Source organism: Methylobacterium bullatum, from assembly GCF_014845095.1.
Lineage (GTDB): Bacteria > Pseudomonadota > Alphaproteobacteria > Rhizobiales > Beijerinckiaceae > Methylobacterium > Methylobacterium bullatum.
In genome coordinates this window covers 1-25,005 of the sequence record NZ_NKUG01000117.1, presented here as the reverse complement: position 1 = coordinate 25,005, position 25,005 = coordinate 1, and the positions used below count along the sequence as shown (strand labels likewise).

Below are 25,005 nucleotides of genomic sequence, written 5' to 3'. Positions count from 1 at the left end.
CAGCGGCTTCAGGTTGATGGTGCCGACTGCGTAGACGAGCCCGGCCAAGGTGTCGCCCGCCTCCTGCGTGACGATCGCGAAATGGGCGGGGTCCGTGACGTCGCCTGCGGTGAAGGTGGTCTCACCGAGGTCGGCGGCGACTTCCTCGAGCCGCCCGGCATCGCGCGCCGCGAGATGCAGCGGGATCCCGCGCTTGCGCAGGGCCCGCGCCGTGGCCATGCCGATACCGCCGGTTCCGCCGTAGATCACAACCCGATTCATGACCGCTCCCATTCCGTGCCGGATCGGTTAGGTAAGGCGGACGGCGCGACCGTGGAGCCCGCAGGGCACCATCCGTAGAGTCGCACGCCGCGCATCCGCTCCCGGGGTTCTTCATGAAGTTTGCCTTCGCCGGCATCGATTTCCTCGGCGGCGTGTTCGAAGCGCTGGTGGATGCCGGATGGACGCCGATCAAGCTGTTCACCCGGCCCTGCGATGGGCTCTACGACCACAACGAGGCGGTCGTGGCCCAGAGCCGCCGTCACCGCATCCCGATGCAACTCTCGCGGATCAAGCTCGCGGATCTCGACGCCCTGGCGCAGACCCACGGGACGGACTGGGCGCTCGTGGTGGCCGGTTACCCCTGGCTCATCCGGGGCTGGCGCAACCGGGCCGGCTACGCCCTGAACTTCCATCCCTCGCCCCTGCCGGTCGGGCGCGGCCCCTACCCCCTCTTCAAGGCGATCACCGACGCACGCGACAGCTGGGGCGTGACCGCGCATGTGCTGGCCGAGGAGGGGTTCGACACGGGTGACATCCTCGCGCAGGAGACGTTCGCCATGGCGCCGCAGGAGACTCACGAGACCCTGCTCGCCAAATGCCAGATCGCAGCCCGGCGGCTGGCCTCGGGACCGATCGCGCGCGACCTGCCGACTCGCTGGCGGGCGGCCCAGCCCCAGGGCGAAGGCTCCTACTGGCCCCGCGTGACGGATGCGGACAGGACCCTCGATTTCCGCACGGACGTGGAGGCGATTCTGCGGCGCATGCGGGCCTTCGGCACCATCGAGACCATCGTACAGTTGGGCGACAACCGTGTCTTCGTCGCGGCGGCGGAAGGCTGGCGCGAGCCGCACCGCCACTCGCCGGGAACGATCGTCCACCGCTACCGCCGCCACATCGTCGTCGCCGCCCGCGACGGCTTCATCCAGATCACCCGCTGGAGCCCGGTCGCCGTCGCGGATGCCGGGCAACTCGGGCGCTAGGACAAGCCTCCCATGCCGCGCATGCGCAAGAAGGCGGATCTGCCCACCAAGGTCTGCGCCACCTGCGGCAAGCCCTTCGCTTGGCGCAAGAAATGGGAACGGGTGTGGGACGAGGTCCGCTACTGCTCCGACCGCTGCCGGAACGAGGCGAAGCGGCCGGGCAAGGCCTCCTGATCACAAGGCCTCCTGATCAGGCGCGGGCGGCAGCGATCAGGGCGGCCTGCGTATCGATATCGAGGACGACGGCCGCATCCATCTCCAGTTCCACGACATCCGTCCGCGCCGCCAGGATCCGGCCGGCGCCCTGATCCCCGGTGAGCGACGCCAGATCGGACGCGAGGAGCGCGCGATTGAGGAGAACCGGGTTTCCGCGCGATCCGCGATGGACCGGGACGATGGCGGCCGGCGCCGGGTCGGCGGCCAGGAAGGCCTCGACCAGGGACGCGAGGTGGCTGGGCCGGATACGCGGCATGTCCCCGAGCATCACGATGATGCGGGCGGTCTCCGGCAAGGCGTCGAGCCCGCATCGCAGGGAGGTGGACAGGCCCTCGGCATGGGCCGGGTTGTCGACGATCCGCAGGTCGAGGCCCGCCAGCGCCCGCCGGACCGCAGCGCCATGCGAGCCGAGAATCACCGCCACGGGACCGAGATTCGCCGCGATCGCAGTCTCGGCCGCGTGGCGGACGAGCGGCCGGCCATCGAGGAGTGCAAGCATCTTCACGGCCTCACCGAAGCGCGTTCCCCGGCCAGCGGCGAGGAGGACGATGCCGACGGCGTCAGGCATCCTCCGACATGCTTTCTTCCGACGGACCCTGCCGCCCCGATCTCGGCTGAGGCCGGGACACGATCTCCATGAGCAGGCCACCGACGCCGAGCCCGACGATGTCGGCGCGGCTCACCGCGAGGCCGGCGAGCAGGCGATGGAGAACCCAGTCGAACCCATTCTCGGCGGGCGAGCGCGCGCAGCCGGGAGCCCCGATCACCGGGACCTCGCCGCGACGGCCGACGAGGAGCAGGTTGCCGGGATCGACGGGCATGCCGAAATGCTCCACCTCCCCGCCCGCCGCCTCGATGCCGGCGGGGATGACGTCGCGCCGGTCGGCGATGGCCGAGGCGCCGAACACCACGACGAGATCGCATCCGTCGCGGTCGATGGCCTCGCGGATGGCGGTCGCCACCGCACCGGCCTCGTGCGAGACTCGAAGGTCGGAGGCGATCCCGGCCCCGGTCGGCCCCAGCCGGCGTTCCAGGTTGCGCAGGGTCTTGGCGACGGTGGCCTCCTTGAGCCCCGACAGCAGGGTGGAGACGACACCCACCCGGAAGCGGCGATAGGGCATGACCGTGAGGGGCGCCGGCGTCGCGATCCCGCAGGCGCGGTCGAGGGCGGAGCCGGACACGGCATAGGGAATGATCTTCACCGTCGCCACCATCTCGCCCGGACTCACCGGTCGGAACGGCGGCAGGGTCGCGAGCGTGATGGCCTCGTCCACGGCGTTCACCGCGTCGACGACAGGACGGTCGATCATCAGAATGCCCGCCACCTCCGCCTGGAGGTTGCAGCGCCCGGTGAAGGCGGGGCCGGTGGAAAGACCCGACCCCGCCACCCGAGCGGCGAGACGGGCGGCAGCCTCGTCCTCGCCGACATCGCCCGTCTCCAGGGTCACCGCCACCACGCTGTCGAGGCCGGCCTCGGCGAGACGACGCGCGTCGTCGCCCTGGATCGGCTGCCCCTTGCGGACGATCACGTCATCGGCCCGCAGGGTATGGGCGGCGATGAGCCCCGCGGCCCGCGTGATCGCGACCGAACCGAACTTCACGCGGGGCCTCCGCCTTTGACGGCACGCGGACCGCCGCCGCGCAGGGCGGACACGATCTGCGCCAGGATGGAGACCGCGATCTCGGCCGGGCTCACGGCGCCGATGTCGAGGCCGATCGGCGCCTCGATCCGCGCGATCTGCTCGGGCGAGAGCCCGGCCTGCGACAGGCGTTCGACCCGCGCGGCGTGGGTCTTCCGCGAGCCGAGGGCGCCCACATAGAAGCACTCGGCCTTCAGGGCCGCGATCAGCGCGGGATCGTCGATCTTCGGATCGTGGGTCAGGGCCGCGACGGCGCAATAGCGGTCGAGGGGCGGAACGGGGCCGGCCAGGGCCTCGTCGGGCCAGAGGGGCAGGAGGGGAACCTCCGGAAAGCGCTCGGGCGTGGCGAAGGCCGTCCGCGGGTCGATGACGCTCACGGACAGGTCGACCGCCGTCGCCATCGGGCAGAGCGCCTGGCTAATATGCACCGCCCCGATCAGGACGAGCCGCACGGCGGGCACCTGCACGGTGAGGAAGAACTGCCGCCCCTCCACCTCGACGAGGCCGCTCTTTCCGGAGGCGAGGCGTCGCGCCAGGATGTCGGCCAGGGGGTCGGCCGGGATCTCTGCCTCGCGGACCACGCGCTGGCTGCCGTCGTCAAGGTCGGTGACGAGCATCGCGGCGCGGCGCGCGGCACGCTCGACGTTGAGGGCATGGAGGGAATCGAGCTTCATGGCGCCGCTTCAGTCGATGCGTTCGACGAAGACGCGGATGCGCCCGCCGCAGGAGAGACCGACCCGCCAGGCGGTCTCGTCGGCGACGCCGAACTCGATCACCCGGGATCGTCCGTCGGCGATGGCGTCCAGCGCTTCCGTGATGACGGCCCCCTCGACGCAGCCGCCCGAGACCGAACCGAGGAAGTTGCCGCCCTCGTCGACGACGAGGTGGCTGCCCACCGGGCGAGGCGCGGAGCCCCAGGTCTCGACCACGGTGGCAAGCGCCACGCCGCGCCCGCTAAGGCGCCACGCCTCGGCCGCGTGGAGGATGTCTGTTTCGGTGGAGAGCATGGGACACTCCGCGCGCTGCGCGTCCAGGGCATGACGGCACTCACGCAACGCCGCCTCGGGGAGATAGGCTCCGGCACCCCCGGTGCAATGCGCAGGCGAGGCCCGTGCCATGCCCGGCCCCCGAAGCGTGCCGACCGGCACACAGGCATCGCCCAATGGATCGCCCCGTGGAAGGACGGCCCATTCGATCGGGCCGCGCCAATTGCGTCAGGCTGCGCTAAGGAGGCTGGATCGGCCTCGTGCCGACCATCCGGGCCTCGCACCATGAGACGCATCTTACCCGCGGCCGCCGCACCGTTCTTCGCCGCGCTGGCCTTCGTCGCATCCGGCGTCGTCGCACAGAGTCCGGCCCAGGCACCGGTCCGGATCGGCCTCTCGCTCCCTCTCACCGGGCCGGATGCCGCCTTCGGACAGGGGCTCCGGGCGGGAGCCGAACAGGCGGTGGCGGATCTCAACCGCGCGGCCGGCCCAAAGGGGCTCAAGCTCGCCCTCGTCGTGGCCGACGATGCCGGCGACGGCAAGCAGGGGCTCGCGGTCGCGCGCAAGTTCATCGCCGATCGGGTCCCCCTCGTCGTCGGGCCGTTCAACGCCACCGTGGCGGCGTCGGTCCTGCCGATCTACGAGGACGCGGGAATCGCCGCCGTGACGCCCGGCATCGCCTGGCCTGCCTTGACCACGCGCGGGGCCTGGAACGTCTTCCGTATCGGCGGCAGTGACGCCGAGCAGGGGCAGATCGCGGCCACTTATCTCCTCGCACGTTTCCGCGGGCGGCGGATCGGCTTCGTTCACGACAAGAGCACGTTCGGGCGCGGATTGGTGGACGATGTCGCCCGCATCCTCAAGGGGAACGGGCAGGCCGAGACGGCTTTCGAGAGCCTCAACCGCGGCGACAGGGACCTGTCGTCCCTCGTCGCCCGCCTGAAACGCGCGCAGGTCGAGGTCGTCTATTTCGGCGGCCTCGCGCCGGAAGCCGGCCAGCTGATCCGCTCCCTGCGCGAGGCGGGTCTCGCCATACCCCTCGTCGGCAGTGACGGGCTCCTCGACAAGGACTTCGCCACGGGGGCCGGCCCGGGCGCCGAGGGGACGGTGATGACCCTCCTGCCGGAGCCGCGAAAGCTGCCCGAATCCAAGGGCGTGGCGGCCAGGCCGAGGACGCCGGAGGCCGACATGGTGGCGGCGCAGGGCTATGCGGCGGTGGAGATCCTCAGACAGGCCGTGGAGCAGGCGAAGTCGAGCGAGGGCCGCAAGGTCGCGGATCTCCTGCACGGCGGTGTGCCGCTCAAGACCGCCATCGGCGAGATCGCGTTCGATGCCAACGGCCAGTCCAAGGCACCCGGCTACGTGCTGCAGGTCTGGAGGAAGACGCCGGACGGCCGCATCGATTACGCCGGCAACGCCGTGACGCCCTGAGGCGAGGGGCCCGCGTATCGCCGCCGGTTCGGGAAGGCCGTACTCGCCACGGATGCGGCTCGATACCAAGCGGCGCCGATCACGACCTATGGTCGTCCTCGGCGCGTTCGGCGAACACCCGCCACCGCGCAGTCGCGCGGGCGGACGGCGATGAGGTCTCCTTGTCGTCGTCCGGCACGAGCCTGCCGAATCGGGCAGTTGAGCCCCCCGCGACACTGTCGAGGGACCAGGACAGCATGTGATTTTCTGTCGACGCGATAGCGTTCCAGGCGGTAAAAGCTTGCTTACGGGACGCGCGAACATTATGTCGTGCCGACGCTCGCCGGTGTTGCGCATCCGATGGGATCGGACCCGCCGCCCGCAGCGTTTTGCCGAACGGCTATGTTTTTGGTGTCCCGGAATGCCCCGTTCTGGCGTTCCGGCTGGAGAGTGTGGATGGCGAAAGAAGAGTTGATGCAGTTCGACGGTCTCGTGATCGAGATCCTGCCGGACGCACGCTACCGCGTGCAGCTCGACCAGGGCCACGAGATCGTGGCCTACACGGCCGGCAAGATGAAGAAGAACCGCATCAAGACTCTGGCCGGCGACCGTGTCACCGTCGAGATGTCCCCCTACGATCTCGAGAAGGGCCGCCTCGTGTTCCGTCACAAGGACGAGCGCTCCTCAGGTCCGCGCCCGCCGATCCGCGGCCAGTTCCGCCGCCGCTGAGCATGGATACCGCCAGTCTCCGTCCCGGCCCGGGATGGAACGGCATGTCTGTCATGACGCTGCCTCGGAACACCTTCGTGGAATGACCCAGCCGTCATGGACCCTGCGATTTCGCTGAACGAGCATTCCTCCGTCATTCCGGCTAGCGCGGCCAGCCGGAGAGCGAGAATGAGGCTGCGACCGAGCCTTGCGGCGGCGGCAAACCTTCTCTGCAGCCTCGACCGACACCGCATGGCGTTGCTTTGGAATCCCGGCCTGACTGCTGTTGAAGCCGTCAGGATCGTCCCCAAGCCGTCAACGCCCCTGAAGCGCTAAGTCGCTTGCCCGAGTCTGTGGAACGTTCGCCATTTCCCGTTCGTCGGCGCGCCGCTCTCTGCTTCAGATCTCACCTGACTTTCGAGAAAATTGGGTCAGCCGGACGCTCCCCATCGAACTGGCATGATGCGCCTTGACCCTCCTGCGTCAATGGCGCAGTCTTGAGTATGGCTGGACCACTTCATACGGTCATTGAGACGGAGGTGTATCTACGCTCCGCCGAAAGAGTCATGACCGAGACCGAGCGGTCCGCGGTCGTGGATTATTTCGCAGCGAATCCACATGCCGGCAACGTGATCCCCGGTGCGGGGGGGCTTCGAAAAGCTCGCATTCCCCTGGCCGGACGCGGCAAACGCGGTGGTGCGAGGGTGATTTCGTATGTGGTGGCAGCGCGCGGCGTCTACCTGCTCATGGCCTATGCGAAGAACGATCAAAGCGATCTGACCCCCGACCAGGCCCGTGCACTCGCTCGGCTGATTGAAACCTTGTTCTGAGGAGACGAACCGATGGACGACGCGACATTCGCGGAATTGACGCGGAGCCTGGAGCAGGCGGCCATGCACGCGCGTGGCGAGACAGTGCCCGATTTGCACGTCCACGTGCCTCGGGAGATCGATGTCGTGGCCATACGCAAGGCGACCGATCTTAGTCAGGACGCCTTCGCGCGCCGGATCGGTGTCGCAGTCGGCACTCTGCGAAACTGGGAACAGCGCAGACGTCGACCCGAGGGGCCAGCCCGTGTGCTTCTGGCGCTCCTTCAGCGCAATCCTCGGCTCGTCGAGGAGACGTTCGGAAAGCCGGCCTGATCCATCCGGGCCGACGTCCTGACAATGCCAAACGTCGCGGATCGCCTACTTCCCGAACCGCTCGAATTTCGGGAAGCTCCGGGTCATCAGCGTGCCGGCCTCGGCCCGGTGGCCCATCCACTTCTCCAGCAGTGCCGCGTTGGCGAGCCGCTCCTGACCGGCGCTGTCGCGCCAGGGCAGGCCCTCGGCCAGGGTGAAGACGTGGGCGTCGGTGAGCGTGCTCTGGCGGCAGCGCTGCAGGCGCACGCCCTTGCCGCGCGACAGTTCCGGCATTTCCGAGAGCGGGAAGACCAGTAGCAACCGGTCTGCGCTGCAGACGGCGACATGATCGCCGCCGCCGGCAGGCACGAGCAGCATGGCCTGGGCCGGCTCGTCGAGCCCCATGATGCCCTTGCCCTTGCGGGTATTGGCCACCAGCGCGTCGGCGGGGGCGAGGAAGCCGCGCCCATCCGAGCCTGCAATCAGGAGCTTGCCGCCCGGCTGATACGGCAGCGCGGCGACGATCTCGGCGCCGTCGTCGAAATCCACCATCAACCGGATCGGATCACCGAAGCCGCGCCCGCCCGGAAGCTTCGCCGCTTCGAGGGTGAACACCTTGCCGTTGGAGGCGAGCACCAGGATCTTGGCCGTGGTCTCGCTGAGGAACGAGATATTGAGGGCGTCGTCGCCCTTGAAGGCGACGCCCGACAGATCGGCGACATGCCCCTTGAGGGCGCGGATCCAGCCCTTGGCCGAGACGATGACGGTGATCGGCTCGCGCTCCACCATGGCGGAAGTGAAGTCGATCCCGGCGGTATCGGGCGGGTTCTCCAGGGTGGTGCGGCGGGCGCCGAGCTTGGTCTCGGGCCCGAAGGCCTTCTTCACGGCGCGGATCTGCTTGGTGATGTCCGACCATTGCATCTTCTCGGAGCCGAGGAGCTCTTCGAGCCCGTCCTTCTCCTTGGTCAGCGTATCGAGTTCGCGCTTGAGCTCCATCTCCTCCAGCTTGCGCAACGAGCGCAGGCGGGTGTCGAGGATGGCGTTCGCCTGGAGTTCGGTGAGTTCGAACCGCTTCATCAGGGACGGTTTCGGTTCGTCCTCCTCGCGGATGATGCGGATTACCTCGTCGAGATCGAGATAGACGATGAGGAGGCCGCCGAGGATTTCGAGGCGGCGCTCGATCTGCGCGAGGCGGTGGCGCGAGCGGCGCTGGAGCACGACGCGGCGATGGTCGAGCCATTCGCGCAGGGCCTCGGCCAGCCCGATCACGCGCGGGACGAGACCGCCCACCAGGACGTTCATGTTGAGGGGGATGCGGGCTTCGAGCTCGGTGAGCCGGAACACCGATTCCATCAGGATCACCGGGTCGACGCTGCGCGAGCGCGGCTCCAAGACGACACGGACGTCCTCCGCCGATTCGTCGCGCACGTCGGCCAGCAGCGGCAGCTTCTTCTCCTGCAGCAGTTCGGCCAGCTTCTCGATGAGCCGGGCCTTGGGAATGCCGTAGGGGATCTCGGTGACGACGATGTTCCAGGTACCGCGCCCGGTATCCTCCTTCGCCCAGCGCGCCCGCACGCGAAAACCGCCACGCCCGGTGCGGTAGGCTTCGGCGATCGACTCGGCACTGTCGATGAGAATGCCGCCGGTGGGGAAATCCGGCCCCTTCACGAAGGTGAGGAGCTGGGCCGAGGTCGCATCGCGATGGCCGATGAGATAGAGCGCCGCGTCGCAGAGTTCGGCGGCGTTGTGGGGCGGGATCGAGGTGGCCATGCCCACCGCGATGCCCTGGGAGCCGTTGGCGAGCAGGTTCGGGAAGGCCGCCGGCAGGACGATGGGCTCGTCCTTCTCGCCATTGTAGGAGGGCCGGAAATCGACCGTGTCCTCGTCGATCCCGTCGAGCAGGAGGCGGGCGACCTCCGTCAGCCGCGCCTCGGTGTAGCGGTATGCGGCGGGGCCATCGCCGTCGATGTTGCCGAAATTGCCCTGGCCATCCACCAGCGGATAGCGCTGCGCGAAGTCCTGGCTGAGCCGCACCAGCGCATCGTAGATCGCCTGGTCGCCGTGAGGATGGAAATCGCCCATCACGTCGCCGACGATCTTCGCGCATTTCTTGAAGGCGGTGTTCGGGTCGAGCCGGAGCAGCCGCATGCCGTAGAGGATGCGGCGATGGACGGGCTTGAGCCCGTCGCGGGCGTCCGGCAGCGCCCGGTTCATGATGGTGGAGAGCGCATAGGCGAGGTAGCGCTCTTCCAGCGCCGACTTCAGCTCGACGCTCTCGATGCCGTCGGATCCCGATGGCGGATCGAAGGGCTGGCCCATGACGAACTCCCGGGCCGAACATGGCCCAAATCAGAACATAACGCGAACGTGACTTAGGCGCTCTGCGTCCCCAACGCAACGAATCGCGCCCGCTCCGCCGGAGGCGCGATGGCGCGCGGCCCCCAGATGTGCTGGTCGAGGAAATACCCCGTCAAGGTAAACCCATTGGCTACATCCCGCTCGTCGGGCGGCATGAAGCCGGTGCGGCCGCCCTTCCGGTCGAGAAGGAAGCCCGGCAGCGCCAGCAACCTGTCCCGGAAGGGCTCTCCGGCCGAGGCGCTGACCGCCCGCCCGGTCCTGGGCGAGACGTAGATCAGCGCGTCGTTGCCTCCCGTGGCGGCGCAGGCGCTGAGATCGAGCCCGTAGCCGAGCTCGGCCAGGATCGCGAGTTCGAACCGCACCATCAGGAGCGGCGCGATCACCCGGTCGTCGAGATGGGCGACGAGGATGCGGGCCGCCTCGTAGACGGCGGGATGGGGATCGCGCTCGGGCAGGAGGCGCAGGAGCGCGGCCATGTGGGTCACGCCGTAAAGGGCGAGGCCGGAGCCCATGAGCCGCGCGGCGGCGGATTCGAGGGGCTCCACCGCGAAGGCGCCCAGGCTCTCGTCGAGGCGCGCCCGCCAGGTCAGCCGGACGTGATTGCCGGTCTGCAGCACCGGCTGCATCCGCCTCGAGCGCCCGCCATGGACGAGGCCGAGATGGCGGCCGTGGTCCAGGGTCATCACTTCGAGGACGACGCCGGTCTCGCCTTGCCTGCGCAGCCCCAGCACCACGCCGTCGTCGGTCCATTGCATGCCCCCTCCTTAGAGCGCGGACCGTGCGTTGGAAACGGGCCGGTCCGTCCACTCGAGGGCGTGGATTGCATCGTCACCGGCATTCCCGCAGGGCGTGTTCGACGCTATGCCTCATGCTCCCCTGGTTCGAGACTCGACGACCATGACCGTCTTACCGCGCGCCCGCACGGACCGTGCAATCTCCCGCCGTGCTGGCGGCGCATGGCTTGGCCTCGTCGCCGTCGCGCTCACCGGGTGCGGGCGGCCCGATCCGGCACCCGCGCCCGGCGCGACCTTCACCATGCGCGAGCGGGTGGCCGCCCTGGCCCTGCGCCAGAGCGGTTTCGGCTCGATCTCGGTGATCCCGGTCCGGTTCGAGCACAGCCGCATCGCCGGACCGTTCGAGGATGACGGCCGCACCCTCTATTGCGTGTCCGCCCGGATGATGGGCCGCCGCTTCCTCAAGGGCGAGAAGGCCAAGGCCGTCATCCGCGAGGAGGCCGGCAAGCTCAGCATCCTCGAAGATGCCGAGGAGGTCTGCGAGGGCCACAAGACGGAGCCGTTCAAGGAGCTGGAGGCGCTGGGGAACAGATAAGGATGTATGTTTCCGGCAATGGCTGACGCCGTAACACGCGAGAAAATACCTGAAAGAACGATCTAGACATGAAAGCCAAGCCCGGCCTCCGGTTTCTAATCCTGCTGCTACTCTCCGTCCCCTCGCTAACGGCGGGAAACGTCGTCGCCGTGGCGCATACCCCTTACATGACGCAGACGGAGCGATTGACGCTGCCCGACGGCGAACAGGGGGAAATCCGGCTCCTTCACGGAGATGGAATCCTCTTTTCTGATTCTGTTCGTCTCCTCGTTCTCGATGGCCGGGGGCGACCGTTAGCGCGCAGCGGTAAGTACTCCCTGATCTCCCTGATCTGCGACGGCACACCAAGATCTTGCCGAGGCTACGTTCACGATACAGCACAGGTTCTGACGATTGATCCGTCTTCGTTCAGGTCGGTAGACGCGACATTACCGAGCGCGAGCGTCGAAGGCGACGACTTCATGTGGAGCACGGAATCGGGGAACGAGAGTTGGGGATTCGCGGCACGCATGGCGTTGCCAAGCGAGATCGTGGTTCGCGAGTCTGCATTCATCATGGAGCATCCGTATCTCCATGGCTTAGTGATGGGCTTTGGATGCCTCACGGCAGTCCTGGCATTCGTGGCCACCGGGCGTCCTACACATCGCAGCCGCTGGCTACTCACTCTCTGGGCCTTCAGTATCCTGTTGCGCGCTATGACTGCCGCACTGGTTGTCTATCTGATATTCGCTCTTCTCCTTGTCATTCCACTCAGCCTTGTGTCGACGCTGCTAAGCTTCACCTTAGGCATTGCTATCGTCCTTGGAATACGAAAACATTGGGGCCGATCAGCCTTGATCGTACCCGCTCGCAACGTCCCGCCCTGAACGCATGCGATCAAGGTCGCGGCTTGCCCGGACCGACCGGTGATGCTCCGATACGGTCCATGCCGCATCGTCCGCTCTCGCTCACCCTCGATCTCATCGCCCGCGCCCATCCGATTCCCGTCGCCGACGATGCGAGCGCCCTGCATCTCCTCACCGATCGCGATCTCGCGCCCGGCCTCGACCGGATGCTCCATGGCAGGCCGGCGCAGGGGAACGGGCTCTGGGTGTTCGGCTACGGCTCGCTGATCTGGCAGCCGGAATTCGCCGTGGCCGAGCGGCGCACCGGCACGGTGCGGGGCTATCACCGGCGCTTCTGCCTGTTGCAGCGGCGCTTTCGCGGGAGCCGCGACCGGCCGGGCCTCGTCCTCGCCCTCGACCGGGGCGGCATCTGCCGGGGAATCGCGTTCAGACTGGAGGGCATCGACCCGGCCGCGACCCTGATGCCGGTGTGGCGCCGCGAGATGCGCGGCGGCGGCTATGAGGGACGCTGGGTCACGGTGGAGACGGGCACAGGCCCGGTCACCGCCCTGACCTTCGTCGTCAACCGCGCCAGCGACCGCTACACCGGCCGCCTCACCGAGGAAGAGATCGCCGACCGGATCGCCACCGGCGCGGGGCATCTCGGCCCGAGCGCGGAATACCTCTTTCGCACGGCGCAGGCCTGCGCCGAGGCCGGCATTCTCGACGACCATCTCTGGCGGCTGCAGCGGCTCGTCGCCGAGCGCCTGGAAGCGGACCACCGGCAGGAGCAGGAGCCCCGCCTTGCGGCGCGTTGACGGAACCGCCCCGCTGAGCATCGCTTTTGCCTGCAGGCGCGGGATAGTCCCGATTCCACCGGGTGCAACGGGGCCGATGCGGCGGCGACGTCCGAAGCATCCATCCCCGCAAGATCGCCGCCCGGAACCGGCGGCCGCACGGCGCAGCGGCGGGAGGGTCTCGACCCGTGAGCAATGGCCTCTCCCTCCCCTCCGCAGCGCCGATCCCGCCTGGTCCAAGGGCGCCCTTCGCCGACCTCGCGGGGCCTTCGGCACCGAGTGGCACGCTCCGGGCCGCCATCCGGGCCGCCCATCGTCTTTCCGAATCCGAGTGCCTCGCCCCCCTGATGGCCGCCGCGCGCCGGAACCCGGGCGAGAACGCGGCCGCGATGCATCTGGCGAGGCACCTCGTCGCCACCCTTCGCGCCAAGGGCTCGCGCGCCCCCGTCGAGCAACTGATGCGCGAGTTCAGCCTGTCGAGCGCGGAGGGGGTCGCCCTGATGTGTCTCGCCGAAGCGCTTCTGCGCATTCCGGATGCGGCGAGCCGGGACGCGTTGATCCGCGACAAGATCGGGCATGGCGATTGGTGGTCGCATCTCGGCCATGCCACCTCCCTCTTTGCCGGCGCGGCCACATGGGGGCTGGTCCTGACGGAACGGGTCGTGGGCGCGCCGGACGAGCCCGGCCTCGCGGCGGCACTGACACGGGTGGTGCGGCGCGCGGGCGAACCCGCCATCCGAAAAGGCGTCGATCTCGCCATGCGCATGCTCGGCGGCCAGTTCGTCACCGGCCGCAGCATCGCCGAGGCGTTGCGCAACGGCCGGCGCAGGGAGGCCATGGGCTTTACCTATTCCTACGACATGCTCGGCGAGGCGGCGATGAATGCCGGGGATGCCGCCCGGTACGCCGAGGATTATGCCGGCGCCATCGCGGCGATCGGCGCGGCATCGGGTGGGCGCGGACAGCTCGCCGGGCCGGGCATATCCGTCAAGCTCTCGGCCCTGCATCCACGCTATGAGCGAGCTCAGCGCGGGCGGGTGATGGCCGAGTTGCTGCCGCGATTGGCGGGCCTCGCCCTCGCGGCGAGCCGTCAGGACATCGGCTTCAACATCGACGCCGAGGAGGCCGACCGCCTCGATCTCTCCCTCGACCTCCTCGAAGCCCTGGCGATGGACGAGCGCCTGGCCGGCTGGGACGGGCTCGGCTTCGTCGTCCAGGCCTACCAGAAGCGCGCGCTCCCGGTGGTGGATTGGGTCGTCGACCTCGCGCGGCGGAGCGGGCACCGCCTCATGGTGCGCCTGGTCAAGGGCGCGTATTGGGATTCGGAGATCAAGCGCGCCCAGGTCGACGGCCTCGACGGCTTCCCGGTCTTCACCCGGAAGGTGCATACGGACGTGTCGTATCTCGCCTGCGCGCGCAGGCTGCTGATGGCCGGTGACGCGGTGTTCCCGCAATTCGCCACCCACAACGCCCGCACGCTGGCGGACATCGTCGCCATGGCGGGGCCGGACTTCCGGCCGGGCGACTACGAGTTCCAGTGCCTGCACGGCATGGGCGAGACGCTCTACGAGGAGGTGGTCGGCGGATCGATCCTGAACCGTCCGTGCCGGATCTACGCCCCGGTGGGCACGCACGAGACCCTGCTCGCCTATCTCGTCCGGCGCTTGCTCGAGAACGGCGCGAATTCCTCCTTCGTCAACCGGATCGCCGACCCCGCCGTCTCAATGGACGACCTCGTCGCCGACCCGGTGGAGCGGGCGCGCCGGGTCTCGCCACCCGGCTCGGGGCATCCGGGAATCCCCCTGCCGCGCGACCTGTTCGCCGGGAGCCGGCCCAATTCGCGCGGCCTCGATCTCGCCGACGAGGACGTGCTCGCGTCCCTCGGCGAGGCCCTACCACGCGGCGCGGCGACGCCCTTCCTCTGGCGACCCGTTCCGTCGGATGGGATCGAAGGCGACAGGCGGGCCGTGCTCAACCCGGCGGACCGAGACGATGTCGTCGGATACGTGGTGGAGGCGGATGACGGATGCGTCGATGCCGCCATCGCGCGAGCGGGCTCGGCGACTCTTGGCTGGGCTGCGACGGCTCCGTCGCGGCGGGCCGAGATCCTGGCCGATGCGGCCGGCCTGATCGAGGCGCGGCGCGACGCGTTCCTCGGGCTGCTGGTGCGGGAGGCGGGCAAGTCCCTCGCCAACGCCGCGGCCGAGATCCGCGAGGCGGTGGATTTCCTCCACTATTACGGTGTGCAGGCGGCGGGCTTCAAAGCCGCGACCCATATCCCCCTCGGCGTGGTCGCCTGTATCAGCCCGTGGAACTTCCCCCTCGCCATCTTCATCGGGCAGGTCGCGGCGGCCCTCGCGGCGGGCAACGCCGTCCTCGCCAAGCCCGCCGGCGAGACGCCCCTGGTGGCCGGGCTCGCGGTGGAGATCCTGATCGAGGCCGGGATTCCGGAGGGCGTGCTCGGCGTCCTGCCGGGAGGGGGGCGGGTCGGCGCCCGCCTCGTGGCCGATCCGCGCATCGACGGTGTCCTGTTCACCGGATCGACCGATGTCGCCAAGCGGATACAGACCGAATTGGCCGGACGCCTCGGCCCTCTGGGGCGACCGATCCCGTTCGTCGCGGAAACCGGCGGCCAGAACGCCCTGGTGGTGGATTCCTCCGCCCTGCCGGAGCAGGTGGTGGCCGATGTGCTGGTGTCGGCCTTCGATTCGGCCGGCCAGCGCTGCTCGGCGCTCCGCGTGCTCTGCCTGCAGGACGAGATCGCCGAGCGCATCCTCACGATGCTGAAGGGGGCGATGGCCGAGCTCACCATCGGCAATCCCGACCAGCTCGCCACCGATATCGGGCCGGTCATCAGCGAGGCAGCGCAACAAAGGATCGAGGCGCATGTGGCGCGGATGCGGGAGCTCGGCCATGCCGTAGACCGGCTCCCGCTGCCCGCCTCCTGCGCGGCGGGCCATTTCGTCCCGCCGAGCCTGATCGCCATCGACAAGCTGGACGACCTCACCGGCGAGGTCTTCGGGCCGATCCTCCACATCCTGCGCTACCGGCGCGGCGGTCTCGACGGGCTCGCCGCCGCCATCGACGAGACCGGCTACGGCCTGACCTTCGGCGTGCACAGCCGGATCGACGCCACCGTCGCGCGCTTCCTGGACCGGGTCCGCGCCGGTAACCTCTACGTCAACCGCAACCTCATCGGGGCCGTGGTCGGCATGCAGCCCTTCGGCGGCGAGGGCCTGTCGGGGACCGGACCGAAGGCCGGCGGCCCACTCTACCTCCGCCGCCTCCTGGCCTCGGCGCCTGCGGAGACCGGCCTCGCCCGGCGCCCCGCCGCCATGCCCGAGGCGCTGGCGTCCCTGCGCGACGCCCTGTCGGCGGCGGGCAGGGACAGGGAGGCGGCGCGCGGCGACGCCTATGCAGAACGGAGCCTCCTCGGGCTCGACATCGCCCTGCCCGGCCCGGTGGGCGAGAGCAACCGCTACAGCCTGCATCCGCGCGGCACGGTCCTGTGCCTGCCGGCCAGCGAGACCGGGCTGTTCGCACAGATCGCGGCATGCCTCGCCACCGGCAACACGATCCGCCTCGTCCCGCCCGCCGGCCTGCGACCCATGCTCGACCTCCTGCCCCGTGCGGTTCGGGGTACGATCGACATCGCCGATGGGCCGGACGCCATGGGCTGCGCGGCGATCCTGGTGGAGGGCGGGGCGGAGGCGACCCTCACGGCGACGCGGAGAGCCGCCGCGCTGCCCGGCCCCATCATCCCGGTCCTCGCCGTGTCGCCGGACGGATTGAAGAAGGGAGTCGAGGATTACTCCCTCGAATGGCTGCTCCGGGAGCGCAGCATCAGCACCAACACCGCAGCGGCAGGCGGCAATGCCGCCCTGATGACACTCGGAGAGGATAGCGATGCGATCGCGATCCCACCCACCACCTCACCCTGAGGTGCCGAAGCGCAGCGAAGGCCTCAAAGGAGCCCTCCAGTTCGCACAGCGGGTTCTGAAGCCCTCCTTCGAGGCGGCTACGCGGCGCCACAGGATGAGGTCGTGGGTTGGAGGAGGAAAATCGTCACGCCTTCCCGCGTCGACAGCGGCGACCCCGCTCAGACGGAAAAGGTCGCGGCCTGACCGTGGAACAGGCCGGCCTCGTCCACGAGCTGCCAGACGATGGCGTCTCGGATCGGGAAGCGGGTTCCGTCCTTGCGGATGCGGATGCCGGCATAGTTGTCGACGAACCCGTGGCGGGTGACCGCGTCGAGGAGGCGCTGCCGCTCGGCCCGCTCCGGGGCCTCGGCCGAGAAGCGGGAGGGCAGGCCGATGAGCTCGGCCTTCTCGTAGCCGAAGACGCGCAGGGCGGTCAGGTTCGCATAGATGAAACGCGGGTCCTCCCCTCCGTCATGGGCGAGAACCGCGAAGGGGGCGTCGGCATCGAGCCAGGCCGCGTCGCGCCCCGGCTCCGGCACCAGCGCCCGGCCGACGGCACGGTGGAAACTCCCGGTCAGGAGCGCGTAAAAACCGGGATCGTCGGAGATATCCACGTCAGGCACCTGTGTCAGCGCGAGGCCGAAGGCCGCTCGAACCGGGCATAGGCGGCCAGGGCGAGGTAAGCGACGAGGCTGCCGAACGCCGCGGCGACCGCCTTGACCAGGAAATCGGACATCCGGGCATGGCGGGTCGGCGACAATTCCTGGCCGAATTCGAGGATGCCGGCCACCGCCATTCCGGTCACGAGCCCGAGATACCAGCGCTTGGGATAGGCCAGGATCAACAGGAATCCGAACAGGGCGTAGGCGCTCATCCGCTCGACATTCGCCGAGGCGACGACCGGCCGGAGCCCGATCGGCGACAGCGTCACGAAGACCAGGATCGCGAGGATGACGAAGACCGACAGGCGCAAGAGAGTTCTCGTCATCGAAGCGTGCCACCGAACCGCGACGCCAGTTCGCGTCATGCCGGGACTTGTCGGGCAAGCACCGGGTCCAGCCTGATCTCGACCATGCTGAAGGTATTATTAAGACGCGGTTACGCGACAGATGTTTCCCGCCGCGTCTGTCCGACCGGCACGCCGGCGCGCATGGCCGCTGCGGAGCGTCAGTGCTGGGCCGCGCGGGCCTTGTCGGCGACGTCGTTCACGGTGGCCAGGGTCTGGTCGAACCGCTTCTCGCTGTCCGCGAAGCGCAGGAAGCCCACGCGTTTCACCAGGATTTCCGGCGGAGTCGGCTGCGTCGCGAAGAGCGTCATCACCTCGTCCATGAAGTCGCCGAGGGGCATGTATCCCTCCCGCGTCGACTGGCCGGGCGTGAGTTCCGTCTGCACGGCGGGCGGCACGAGCTCGATGACCTCGACCTTGCCCTTCAGGGCGTCCCGCAGGCTGATCGTGTAGGAATGGATCGCCGCCTTCGTCGCCGAATAGGTCGGGGTCGAGACGAGCGGCACGAAGGCGAGGCCCGACGAGACGTTGATGACCGCCCCGTCCGGCCGGGTCGCGAGATGGTCGATCAGCGCGTTGGTGAGCCGGATCGGCCCCAGCAGGTTGGTGGTCACCATCGCCTCGGCATCCGACAGATCGCGGGAGCGGGTCAGATCCTCGAACTGCATGATCCCGGCATTGTTGATCAGGACGTTCAGGTCGGGATGGGCGGCGATCACCGTCGCCGCAAACGCTTCGATCCCGGCCTTGTCCTCGACATCGAGCACATGGCCGACCATGCCGGGATTGGCCTCCGTGACCGCATCGAGCCGATCGCGGCGGCGGCCGGCGATGATCACCGTGTTGCCCTGGGCCTGGAACCGCTCCGCCAGTTCTCGGCCGATCCCCGATGCGCCGCCGGTGATGAGAATGGTGTTGCCGCTCGTCTTCATGGGACATCCCTCCTGGTTGTCCCAAACAGATGCCGCACCTACTCTCCAAAGGGTAGAAGGCACCAAAAAGATTTGTACTCACCAAAAGGAGAGCGTGAGATGCCGGCTCCGCACCCACCCGCCGACGCGGATCCGCGCGTCGAGGCTCTGGTCCACGACCTCATCGGCCGCGTCGCCGACAAATGGACGATGCTGATCCTCGAAATCCTGGAGGAAAAGGGCGAGCTTCGCTTCACCGAACTGAGCCGAGCGATCGGCACGATCAGCCAGAAGATGCTGACCCAGACGCTGCGCCACATGGAGCGGGACGGGTTGGTGATCCGCACCGTGCATCCGGTGGTGCCGCCCAAGGTCGAGTACCGGCTGACGGAACTCGGCCAGAGCCTCGGCGCCGCCTTCTGCGGCGTGTGGATCTGGGCCGAGCAGAACCTCGCGACGGTGGAAACGGCGCGCGAGACGTTCGACGGGCCCCTCCCCTCGGGAGGCTGAACCCGTCAGTTCACTTCGACCTGCACCACACCGGGCACAGCGCGGAGGGCACCCGCGATCTGCGGGGTCGCCTGATAGCGGCCGGGGAGCTTGACCTCGACCTCCCGGTCGCCGCCGTCGAGGAGGAGGATCAGCGAGACCTCGCCCTCGCCGCGCACCTGCAGGCGCTGCTGGACGCTGACGATGGGGCGCTCGTCGCGGAGATAGACGCGCATGCCCTTCTGGTACCGGGCCACCGCCTCGTCGAGGGGCTCGGCGGTGACGATGCGCGCGCGCACGTCCTCGCCTTCGAGATTGGCCTGGATCTGCAGCACGAGGGGACGGCCGGGTTCCAGGATCTCGCGGTACTGGCCGAGGCCCTCCTGGAAGATGATCGCCTCGAAATGCCCGGTCTGGTCCGAGAGGGTGACGATGCCGAGCTTGTTGCCGGACTTGGTGCGGCGCTCCGAGCGGTCGAGGACGGAGGCGGCGACCTTGCCGACGCTGGACGTGCCGGCGCGGACCGAGCGGCAGAACTCGGCCCAGCTCTGGACGCGGAGTTTCTCCAGCAGGCCGGCATATTCGTCGAGGGGATGGCCGGAGAGGAAGAAGCCGATGGCCTCGTATTCCTTCTTCAGCTTCTCGGCCATCGGCCACCCCTCGTGGGTCGGCACGCGCAGCGTGACGTCGGCAGCGGCGATGCCGCCGAACATGTCGGTCATGCCCTCGACGGACGGCGCGCCTTCCTGTGCCATCTTCATCATCGGTTCGATGGCGGCACAGGCGCGGGCCCGATCCGGCTCGATCGTATCCATGGCGCCGGCCGCGACGAGGTTCTCAAGGGTCCGCTTGTTGATGAGGCGCGGGTTGAGCCGGCGTGCGAGGCAGGCGAGGTCCTTGAACGGCGTGTCGCCGCGCGCCTCCACCACGGCCTCGACGGCGGCCCGGCCCACGCCCTTGATCGCGGCGAGCGCATAGCCGATCCGCCCGTCATGGACCTCGAAATTGACGCCCGATGTGTTGATCGAGGGCGGGTCCACCGGGATGCCGAGGCGCTGGGCGTCCTGGCGGAACTCGGCGAGCTTGTCGGTGACGTCGATGTCGAGCTGCATCGCGGCGGCCAGGAACTCCACCGGGTAGTTCGCCTTGAGATAGGCCGTCTGGTAGGTCAGCAGGGCGTAGGCGGCGGCGTGCGACTTGTTGAAGCCGTAATCGGCGAACTTGGCGAGCAAGTCGAAGATCTCGTTGGCCTTCGCCTCGGTGAGGCCACCCGCGACGGAGCCCTTCACGAAACGGTCGCGCTGAGCGTCCATCTCGGCCTTGATCTTCTTGCCCATGGCGCGGCGGAGCATGTCGGCGTCGCCGAGCGAGTAGCCGGCCAGAAGCTTGGCCACCTCCATCACCTGCTCCTGGTAGACGATGATGCCGAAGGTCTCCTTGAGGATCGGCTCCAGCTTCTCGTGCGGGTACCAGCTCGCCTCGTTGCCGGCATCGCGGCCGAGCTTGCGCTCGCAATAGACCGGGATGTTGGCCATGGGGCCGGGGCGGTAGAGCGCCACGAGGGCGATGATGTCCTCGAACCGGTCGGCCTGCATCTCGACCAGCGCCTTGCGCATGCCGGCGGATTCCACCTGGAACACGCCCACCGTCTCGCCGCGCTTCATCGGCGCGTAGGTCTTGGGATCGTCCAGCGGCAGCGAGGCGAGATCGACGATGATGCCGCGCTGCGCCAGGAGGTCGGTGCAGCAGCGCAGCATGGTCAGGGTCTTGAGGCCGAGGAAGTCGAACTTCACGAGGCCCGCCGCCTCGACCCATTTCATGTTGAACTGGGTCACCCGCATCCCGGTCTTCGGGTCGCGGTAGAGCGGTACGAGCTGTTCCAACGGCCGGTCGCCGATGACCACGCCCGCCGCGTGGGTCGAGGCGTGGCGGTGCAGACCCTCGAGCTTCTTGGCGATCTGCATGAGGCGCGCGACGACGGGCTCCTCCTCCATCGCCGCCTGGAGCTTGGGCTCGCCCTCGATGGCCTGGACCAGGGTGACGGGGTTAGCCGGGTTCTGCGGCACCAGCTTCGTCAGCTTGTCGACCTGCCCGTAGGGCATCTCCAGCACGCGGCCGACGTCGCGCAGCACACCGCGCGCCTGCAGCGTACCGAAGGTGATGATCTGCGCCACCTGCTCGTGGCCGTAGCGTTCCTGCACGTACTGGATCACGCGCTCACGGCCGTCGACGCAGAAGTCGATGTCGAAATCCGGCATCGAGACGCGTTCGGGGTTGAGGAAGCGCTCGAACAGCAGGCCGAACCGCAGCGGATCGAGATCGGTGATGAGGAGCGCATAGGCCACCAGCGAGCCGGCACCCGAACCACGGCCCGGCCCCACCGGGATGTCGTGGTCCTTGGCCCATTTGATGAAGTCCGACACGATGAGGAAGTAGCCGGGGAACTTCATCTTCACGATGACGTCGAGCTCGAAGGCGAGACGATCGCGATAGACCTGTTCGGTCATACCATCGCAGGGGCCGTGCTGGGCCAGACGCAGTTCGAGACCGGCCTCGGCCTGACGGCGCAGCTCGGACGGCTCGTCGAGGGCGATCTCCGCCGCGACATCCGGCGAGACCGTCTCCACGGGGAGCGCATCGAGGGCGGCGACGACGCCGAAATTGGGCAGGATCGGCTTGCGGGTGCGCACGCGATAGGCGCAGCGCATGGCGATCTCCACGGTGGCGGACAGGGCATCCGGCAGGTCGTGGAACAGCTTGGCCATCTCGGCCCGGGTCTTGAAGCCGTGGCGCGGAGTGAGCTTGCGCCTCCGCTCGTCCGAGACGAGGCGTCCCTCGGCGATGGCGAGCAGCGCGTCGTGGGCGTCGTAATCGTCGGGCTTGGCGAAGAACGGCTCGTTGGTGGCCACGATCGAGAGGCCGCTGGAATCGGCGAGCCTCAGCAATTCGCGCTCGACCATGCGCTCGTCGTCGAGTCCGTGGCGCAGGATCTCCACGTAGAGCCGGTCCTCGCCGAACGCTCCCTTCAGCTGCTCGAGGCGGGCGGCGGCGAGTTCGACGCGTCCGCCGCGCAGGGCTGTGTCGAGGGGGCCGGTGGTGCCGCCGGTGAGCGCGATGAGGCCGCCCGCATTCTCCGCCAGGGCTTCCACGGTGAGCCGGGGCGCGTCGCCCAGGGGGCCGTCGAAATAGGCGCGGCTCGCGAGACGCAGGAGGTTGCCGTAGCCGGCCTCGCTCTGGGCCAGCACCACGACGTTGGAGGTGACGATCTGCGACAGCCGCGCCATCGGGTCCGGCGCCTCGAAGGCCACGGAGAGCTGCATGCCGGCGATGGGCTGGATGCCCGTTCCGGCGGCCTTCTCGGAGAATTCCAGCGCCCCGAACAGGTTGTTGGTGTCGGTGAGCGCCAGGGCCGGTTGCCGGTCGGCGGCGGCCGCCTTGACGATGTCGGCGACCTTCAGTGCCCCTTCTAGGAGCGAGAAGGACGAGTGGACGTGGAGGTGGACGAAACCGGGATCTTTGAGGATGCGCGCCATGACTCAACCCATCCCGAGTCGCGGTTCACGGTCCATTACCATTACCACGTCCGGCGCAATTGCCTGTGGAAGAGGGCCTTTCGGGTCACAGGCCCCCTCGCCCGCCTTTGCCTATTCGGCCGGCAGCGCCAGGCGCTTCGGCCTCGGCTCCTTGCCGCGGGCGGTTTCGTCCAGCGCGTCGGTGAACTGGAGCGCTGCGAGCTGAGCGTAGAGCGCGCCCTGCGCCAGCAGGCTCTCGTGCGTGCCGGTCTCGACGATCCTGCCGCCATCGAGGACGAGGATGCGGTCGGCGGCCCGAATGGTGGCCAGACGGTGGGCGATGACCAGGGTGGTGCGCCCGCGCATGAGGGTATCCAACGCGGTCTGCACCGCGCGCTCGCTCTCGGCGTCCAGCGCCGAGGTCGCCTCGTCGAGGAGCAGGATCGGCGCGTCCTTGAGGATGGCGCGGGCGATGGCGACGCGCTGGCGCTGACCGCCGGACAAGGTGACGCCGCGCTCGCCGACCTGGGTGTGGTAGCCCTGCGGCAGGGCGCGGATGAACCCGTCCGCATGGGCGAGTTCGGCGGCGCGATGGATCTCGGCCTCGCTGGCGAGGGGCCGGCCGTAGCGGATGTTGTCCATCACCGAGCCGGAGAACACGGTGGGGTCCTGCGGGACCAGGGACATGCGCTCGCGCAGCGAATCCGGATCGACGGCGGTGATGTCGACCCCGTCGACGCGGACTACCCCCGATTGCGGATCGTAGAAGCGCAGCAGCGCCTGCAGCACCGTGGTCTTGCCGGCGCCCGAGGGGCCGACGAGAGCGACGCGCTCGCCATGGGCCACCTGGAAGCTGATCCCGTCCAGCGAAGGGTGCTCGGGCCGGGTCGGATAGGTGAGGCGCACCTGCTCGAACGCCACCTCGCCGCGTGGCGGCACCGGCAGCGGCACCGGATCGGCGGGCGCCTGGATCGCCGGCTCGGCGGCCAGGATCTCGCCGAGGCGCTCGGCGGCGCCGGCCGCCTGGGCGAGTTCGCCGTAGACCTCGGAGAGCTGGCCCAGCGCGCTGGCGCCGAACACCGCGTAGAGCACGAATTGCGAGAGCTGGCCCGCCGTCATCGTGCCGGCCAGCACCCCTTGCGCGCCGTACCACATCACCCCGACGACGCTGGCCGAGATCAGGAAGATCGCCACCCCGGTGAGGAGGGCGCGGGCCTGCACCGAATTGCGCGCGGCGGAATACGCATGCTCGGAGGCCTGCCCGAAATGCTCCGCCGTGGCGCGTCCCATGCCGAAGGCCTGCATGGTGCGAATCGCCCCGATGGCTTCGGCCGCATAGGCCGAGGCATCGGCCAGCCGGTCCTGCGCGGCGCGGGAACGCCGCCGCACGCCGCGCCCGGACAGGATGAGCGGGAACACGATGAGGGGAATCGCCACCAGCACCAGGATCGACAGCTTCGGGCTGGTGATGACCATCATCGCCACCGCGCCGACGAACAGAAAGGCGTTGCGCAGGAGAATGGAGATCGAGACGCCGAAGACCGCCTTCACCTGCGTCGCATCGGCGGTGAGCCGCGAGACGATCTCGCCCGATTGCGAGCGGTCGAAGAAGGCGGGATCGAGGATGGTGAGGCGGGCGAAGACCGCGCTGCGCAGGTCCGCGACCACGCGCTCGCCCAGGGTCACCACGGTGTAGTACCGCGCCGCGCTCGAGAGGGCGAGGACCGACACCACGCCGATCAGCGCCATGAAATAGGCGTCGATGACGCTGTGGCCCTCCGGCGAGAAGCCGTGATCGATCACCCGCCGGAGCGCGATGGGCACGACCAGAGTCGCCCCGGAAGCCGCCAGCAGCGACAGGAACGCCGCCAGGATGCGACCGCGATAGACCAGTGCGAACGGAATCAGCGGCTTCAGCGACCCGAGGGGTGCCTTGCCGCGGCCATCGCCGCCGGAAATTTTTTTACGCCCGCGAGCCATCTTGCCTCGTCATCGTCTCAAGAAAATACGCGCCCGGGCGATCTCCCGCGCCCGGGCGCTTGTTCGGAGGAAGCACGTGGGGTATAGGCCCGCCTTCATCCGATTGCGCGTGATCTAAGGCCGCGGGCCGCCAGGCGGGCCGGTCGGCGTGGCTATTCAAGGATTTCGTCATGGCAAAGAGTGCGGCCGACAAGGCCAAGGGTACCGAGCATCCCGACTACCATTTCATCAAGGTCGTGATGACCGATGGGTCCGACTACATGACCCGGTCGACCTACGGCAAGGAGGGCGACACCCTCAACCTCGACATCGATCCGAACACGCACCCGGCCTGGACCGGTGGCGAGCAGAAGATGCTCGATCGCGGCGGTCGCGTCTCGCGGTTCAATTCGCGTTTCGGCGCCCTCTCCTTCGGCAAGAAGTGATCTCTGCGGACTGACCGACGCGACCGGCTGGTGGCGGCGGAGGGTTTTCGAAACGCGAAAGGGCGGCGCCGACGAGGCGCCGCCCTTTCGCGTTTCCAGGCATCGAGGCCACGCCGGGCCTCGACGCGCCAA

24 protein-coding genes are annotated in these 25,005 nt (G+C 68.7%); 12 read left to right on the top strand and 12 right to left on the bottom strand.

Features of this window, described 5'->3' with window-relative positions:
* A partial coding sequence (locus MBTS_RS16700) for an SDR family NAD(P)-dependent oxidoreductase (protein ID WP_192216065.1) occupies positions 1-261 on the bottom strand: 261 nt, incomplete at its 3' end.
* A 113-nt stretch (positions 262-374) separates the two neighbouring features.
* Here MBTS_RS16700 and MBTS_RS16695 point away from each other — a divergent pair.
* Both MBTS_RS16695 and MBTS_RS16690 read left to right on the top strand, forming a co-directional pair.
* Positions 375-1,241, top strand: coding sequence for a formyltransferase family protein (locus MBTS_RS16695; protein ID WP_056140061.1), 867 nt, complete (start codon positions 375-377; stop codon positions 1,239-1,241).
* Between the two features lie 12 nt (positions 1,242-1,253).
* Positions 1,254-1,415 (top strand): DUF2256 domain-containing protein, encoded by a 162-nt coding sequence (locus MBTS_RS16690; protein WP_187273466.1) that lies wholly within the window; start codon positions 1,254-1,256, stop codon positions 1,413-1,415.
* A gap of 16 nt (positions 1,416-1,431) precedes the next feature.
* On the opposite strand, the gene MBTS_RS16685 is transcribed toward MBTS_RS16690, so the two are convergent.
* The 4 genes from MBTS_RS16685 to MBTS_RS16670 are packed head-to-tail and all read right to left on the bottom strand — an operon-like array spanning position 1,432 to position 4,104.
* Positions 1,432-2,025, bottom strand: coding sequence for a nucleotidyltransferase family protein (locus tag MBTS_RS16685; protein ID WP_056140056.1), 594 nt, complete (start codon positions 2,023-2,025; stop codon positions 1,432-1,434).
* Positions 2,018-3,058 (bottom strand): molybdopterin-binding protein, encoded by a 1,041-nt coding sequence (locus tag MBTS_RS16680; RefSeq protein WP_192216064.1) that lies wholly within the window; start codon positions 3,056-3,058, stop codon positions 2,018-2,020. Before MBTS_RS16680 ends, MBTS_RS16685 begins: the two co-directional genes overlap by 8 nt.
* Complete coding sequence (locus MBTS_RS16675) at positions 3,055-3,771, bottom strand: XdhC family protein (protein WP_056140050.1); 717 nt, start codon at positions 3,769-3,771, stop codon at positions 3,055-3,057. The genes MBTS_RS16680 and MBTS_RS16675 overlap by 4 nt, the downstream gene beginning before the upstream one ends.
* Positions 3,772-3,780: 9 nt before the next feature.
* A complete protein-coding gene (locus MBTS_RS16670; protein ID WP_056140047.1) occupies positions 3,781-4,104 on the bottom strand; it encodes an XdhC family protein in 324 nt (107 codons plus the stop codon).
* 264 nt (positions 4,105-4,368) lie between these two features.
* Here MBTS_RS16670 and MBTS_RS16665 point away from each other — a divergent pair, with 264 nt between their 5' ends.
* The 4 genes from MBTS_RS16665 to MBTS_RS16650 all read left to right on the top strand — a co-directional run bounded on the left by MBTS_RS16665 (position 4,369) and on the right by MBTS_RS16650 (position 7,343).
* The gene (locus tag MBTS_RS16665) at positions 4,369-5,514 is read left to right on the top strand and encodes a branched-chain amino acid ABC transporter substrate-binding protein (protein ID WP_192216063.1); all 1,146 of its coding nucleotides are present in this window, start codon (positions 4,369-4,371) and stop codon (positions 5,512-5,514) included.
* 435 nt (positions 5,515-5,949) lie between these two features.
* Entirely contained in the window at positions 5,950-6,222 is a 273-nt protein-coding gene (infA, locus tag MBTS_RS16660) for a translation initiation factor IF-1 (protein ID WP_018045296.1), read from the top strand.
* 545 nt (positions 6,223-6,767) lie between these two features.
* The gene (locus MBTS_RS16655; RefSeq protein ID WP_238254030.1) at positions 6,768-7,031 is read left to right on the top strand and encodes a type II toxin-antitoxin system RelE/ParE family toxin; all 264 of its coding nucleotides are present in this window, start codon (positions 6,768-6,770) and stop codon (positions 7,029-7,031) included.
* Positions 7,032-7,043: 12 nt separating this feature from the next.
* Positions 7,044-7,343: a helix-turn-helix domain-containing protein gene (locus MBTS_RS16650; protein ID WP_056140036.1), complete on the top strand. Its 300-nt coding sequence runs from the start codon at positions 7,044-7,046 to the stop codon at positions 7,341-7,343.
* Positions 7,344-7,388: 45 nt separating this feature from the next.
* Here MBTS_RS16650 and parC read toward each other — a convergent pair whose 3' ends face one another.
* Together parC and recO are read right to left on the bottom strand one after the other, a co-directional pair.
* Positions 7,389-9,641, bottom strand: a complete 2,253-nt coding sequence (gene parC, locus MBTS_RS16645; RefSeq protein WP_147832920.1) for a DNA topoisomerase IV subunit A — start codon at positions 9,639-9,641, stop codon at positions 7,389-7,391.
* 53 nt (positions 9,642-9,694) lie between these two features.
* Positions 9,695-10,435 (bottom strand): DNA repair protein RecO, encoded by a 741-nt coding sequence (gene recO, locus MBTS_RS16640; RefSeq protein WP_147832919.1) that lies wholly within the window; start codon positions 10,433-10,435, stop codon positions 9,695-9,697.
* Between the two features lie 142 nt (positions 10,436-10,577).
* On the opposite strand from recO, the gene MBTS_RS16635 reads away from it, so the two are divergent.
* The 4 genes from MBTS_RS16635 to putA all read left to right on the top strand — a co-directional run bounded on the left by MBTS_RS16635 (position 10,578) and on the right by putA (position 16,571).
* Entirely contained in the window at positions 10,578-11,009 is a 432-nt protein-coding gene (locus MBTS_RS16635) for a hypothetical protein (RefSeq protein ID WP_056140031.1), read from the top strand.
* Between the two features lie 68 nt (positions 11,010-11,077).
* Entirely contained in the window at positions 11,078-11,875 is a 798-nt protein-coding gene (locus MBTS_RS16630) for a hypothetical protein (RefSeq protein WP_147832918.1), read from the top strand.
* A 59-nt stretch (positions 11,876-11,934) separates the two neighbouring features.
* Positions 11,935-12,651: a gamma-glutamylcyclotransferase gene (locus MBTS_RS16625; RefSeq protein WP_056140026.1), complete on the top strand. Its 717-nt coding sequence runs from the start codon at positions 11,935-11,937 to the stop codon at positions 12,649-12,651.
* A gap of 167 nt (positions 12,652-12,818) precedes the next feature.
* On the top strand, positions 12,819-16,571 hold the full coding sequence (gene putA, locus MBTS_RS16620; protein WP_238254028.1) for a bifunctional proline dehydrogenase/L-glutamate gamma-semialdehyde dehydrogenase PutA: 3,753 nt from the start codon (positions 12,819-12,821) through the stop codon (positions 16,569-16,571).
* 158 nt (positions 16,572-16,729) lie between these two features.
* Here the strand turns inward: putA and MBTS_RS16615 are convergent, their stop codons facing one another.
* From MBTS_RS16615 to MBTS_RS16605, 3 genes are all read right to left on the bottom strand, one after another.
* Complete coding sequence (locus tag MBTS_RS16615) at positions 16,730-17,164, bottom strand: MEKHLA domain-containing protein (RefSeq protein ID WP_147833350.1); 435 nt, start codon at positions 17,162-17,164, stop codon at positions 16,730-16,732.
* Between the two features lie 14 nt (positions 17,165-17,178).
* A complete protein-coding gene (locus tag MBTS_RS16610; protein ID WP_026176196.1) occupies positions 17,179-17,538 on the bottom strand; it encodes a VanZ family protein in 360 nt (119 codons plus the stop codon).
* Positions 17,539-17,717: 179 nt separating this feature from the next.
* Entirely contained in the window at positions 17,718-18,488 is a 771-nt protein-coding gene (locus tag MBTS_RS16605) for an SDR family oxidoreductase (protein WP_147833351.1), read from the bottom strand.
* 99 nt (positions 18,489-18,587) lie between these two features.
* On the opposite strand from MBTS_RS16605, the gene MBTS_RS16600 reads away from it, so the two are divergent.
* The gene (locus MBTS_RS16600) at positions 18,588-18,977 is read left to right on the top strand and encodes a winged helix-turn-helix transcriptional regulator (RefSeq protein WP_056140018.1); all 390 of its coding nucleotides are present in this window, start codon (positions 18,588-18,590) and stop codon (positions 18,975-18,977) included.
* Positions 18,978-18,982: 5 nt separating this feature from the next.
* Here the strand turns inward: MBTS_RS16600 and dnaE are convergent, their stop codons facing one another.
* Both dnaE and MBTS_RS16590 read right to left on the bottom strand, forming a co-directional pair.
* Entirely contained in the window at positions 18,983-22,489 is a 3,507-nt protein-coding gene (gene dnaE / locus MBTS_RS16595; RefSeq protein ID WP_192216061.1) for a DNA polymerase III subunit alpha, read from the bottom strand.
* Between the two features lie 111 nt (positions 22,490-22,600).
* Positions 22,601-24,448 (bottom strand): ABC transporter transmembrane domain-containing protein, encoded by a 1,848-nt coding sequence (locus MBTS_RS16590; protein WP_192216060.1) that lies wholly within the window; start codon positions 24,446-24,448, stop codon positions 22,601-22,603.
* Positions 24,449-24,618: 170 nt separating this feature from the next.
* Between MBTS_RS16590 and rpmE the strand changes: the two genes are divergently transcribed.
* Positions 24,619-24,873, top strand: coding sequence for a 50S ribosomal protein L31 (gene rpmE, locus MBTS_RS16585; protein ID WP_018045309.1), 255 nt, complete (start codon positions 24,619-24,621; stop codon positions 24,871-24,873).
* Positions 24,874-25,005 lie beyond the last annotated feature (132 nt).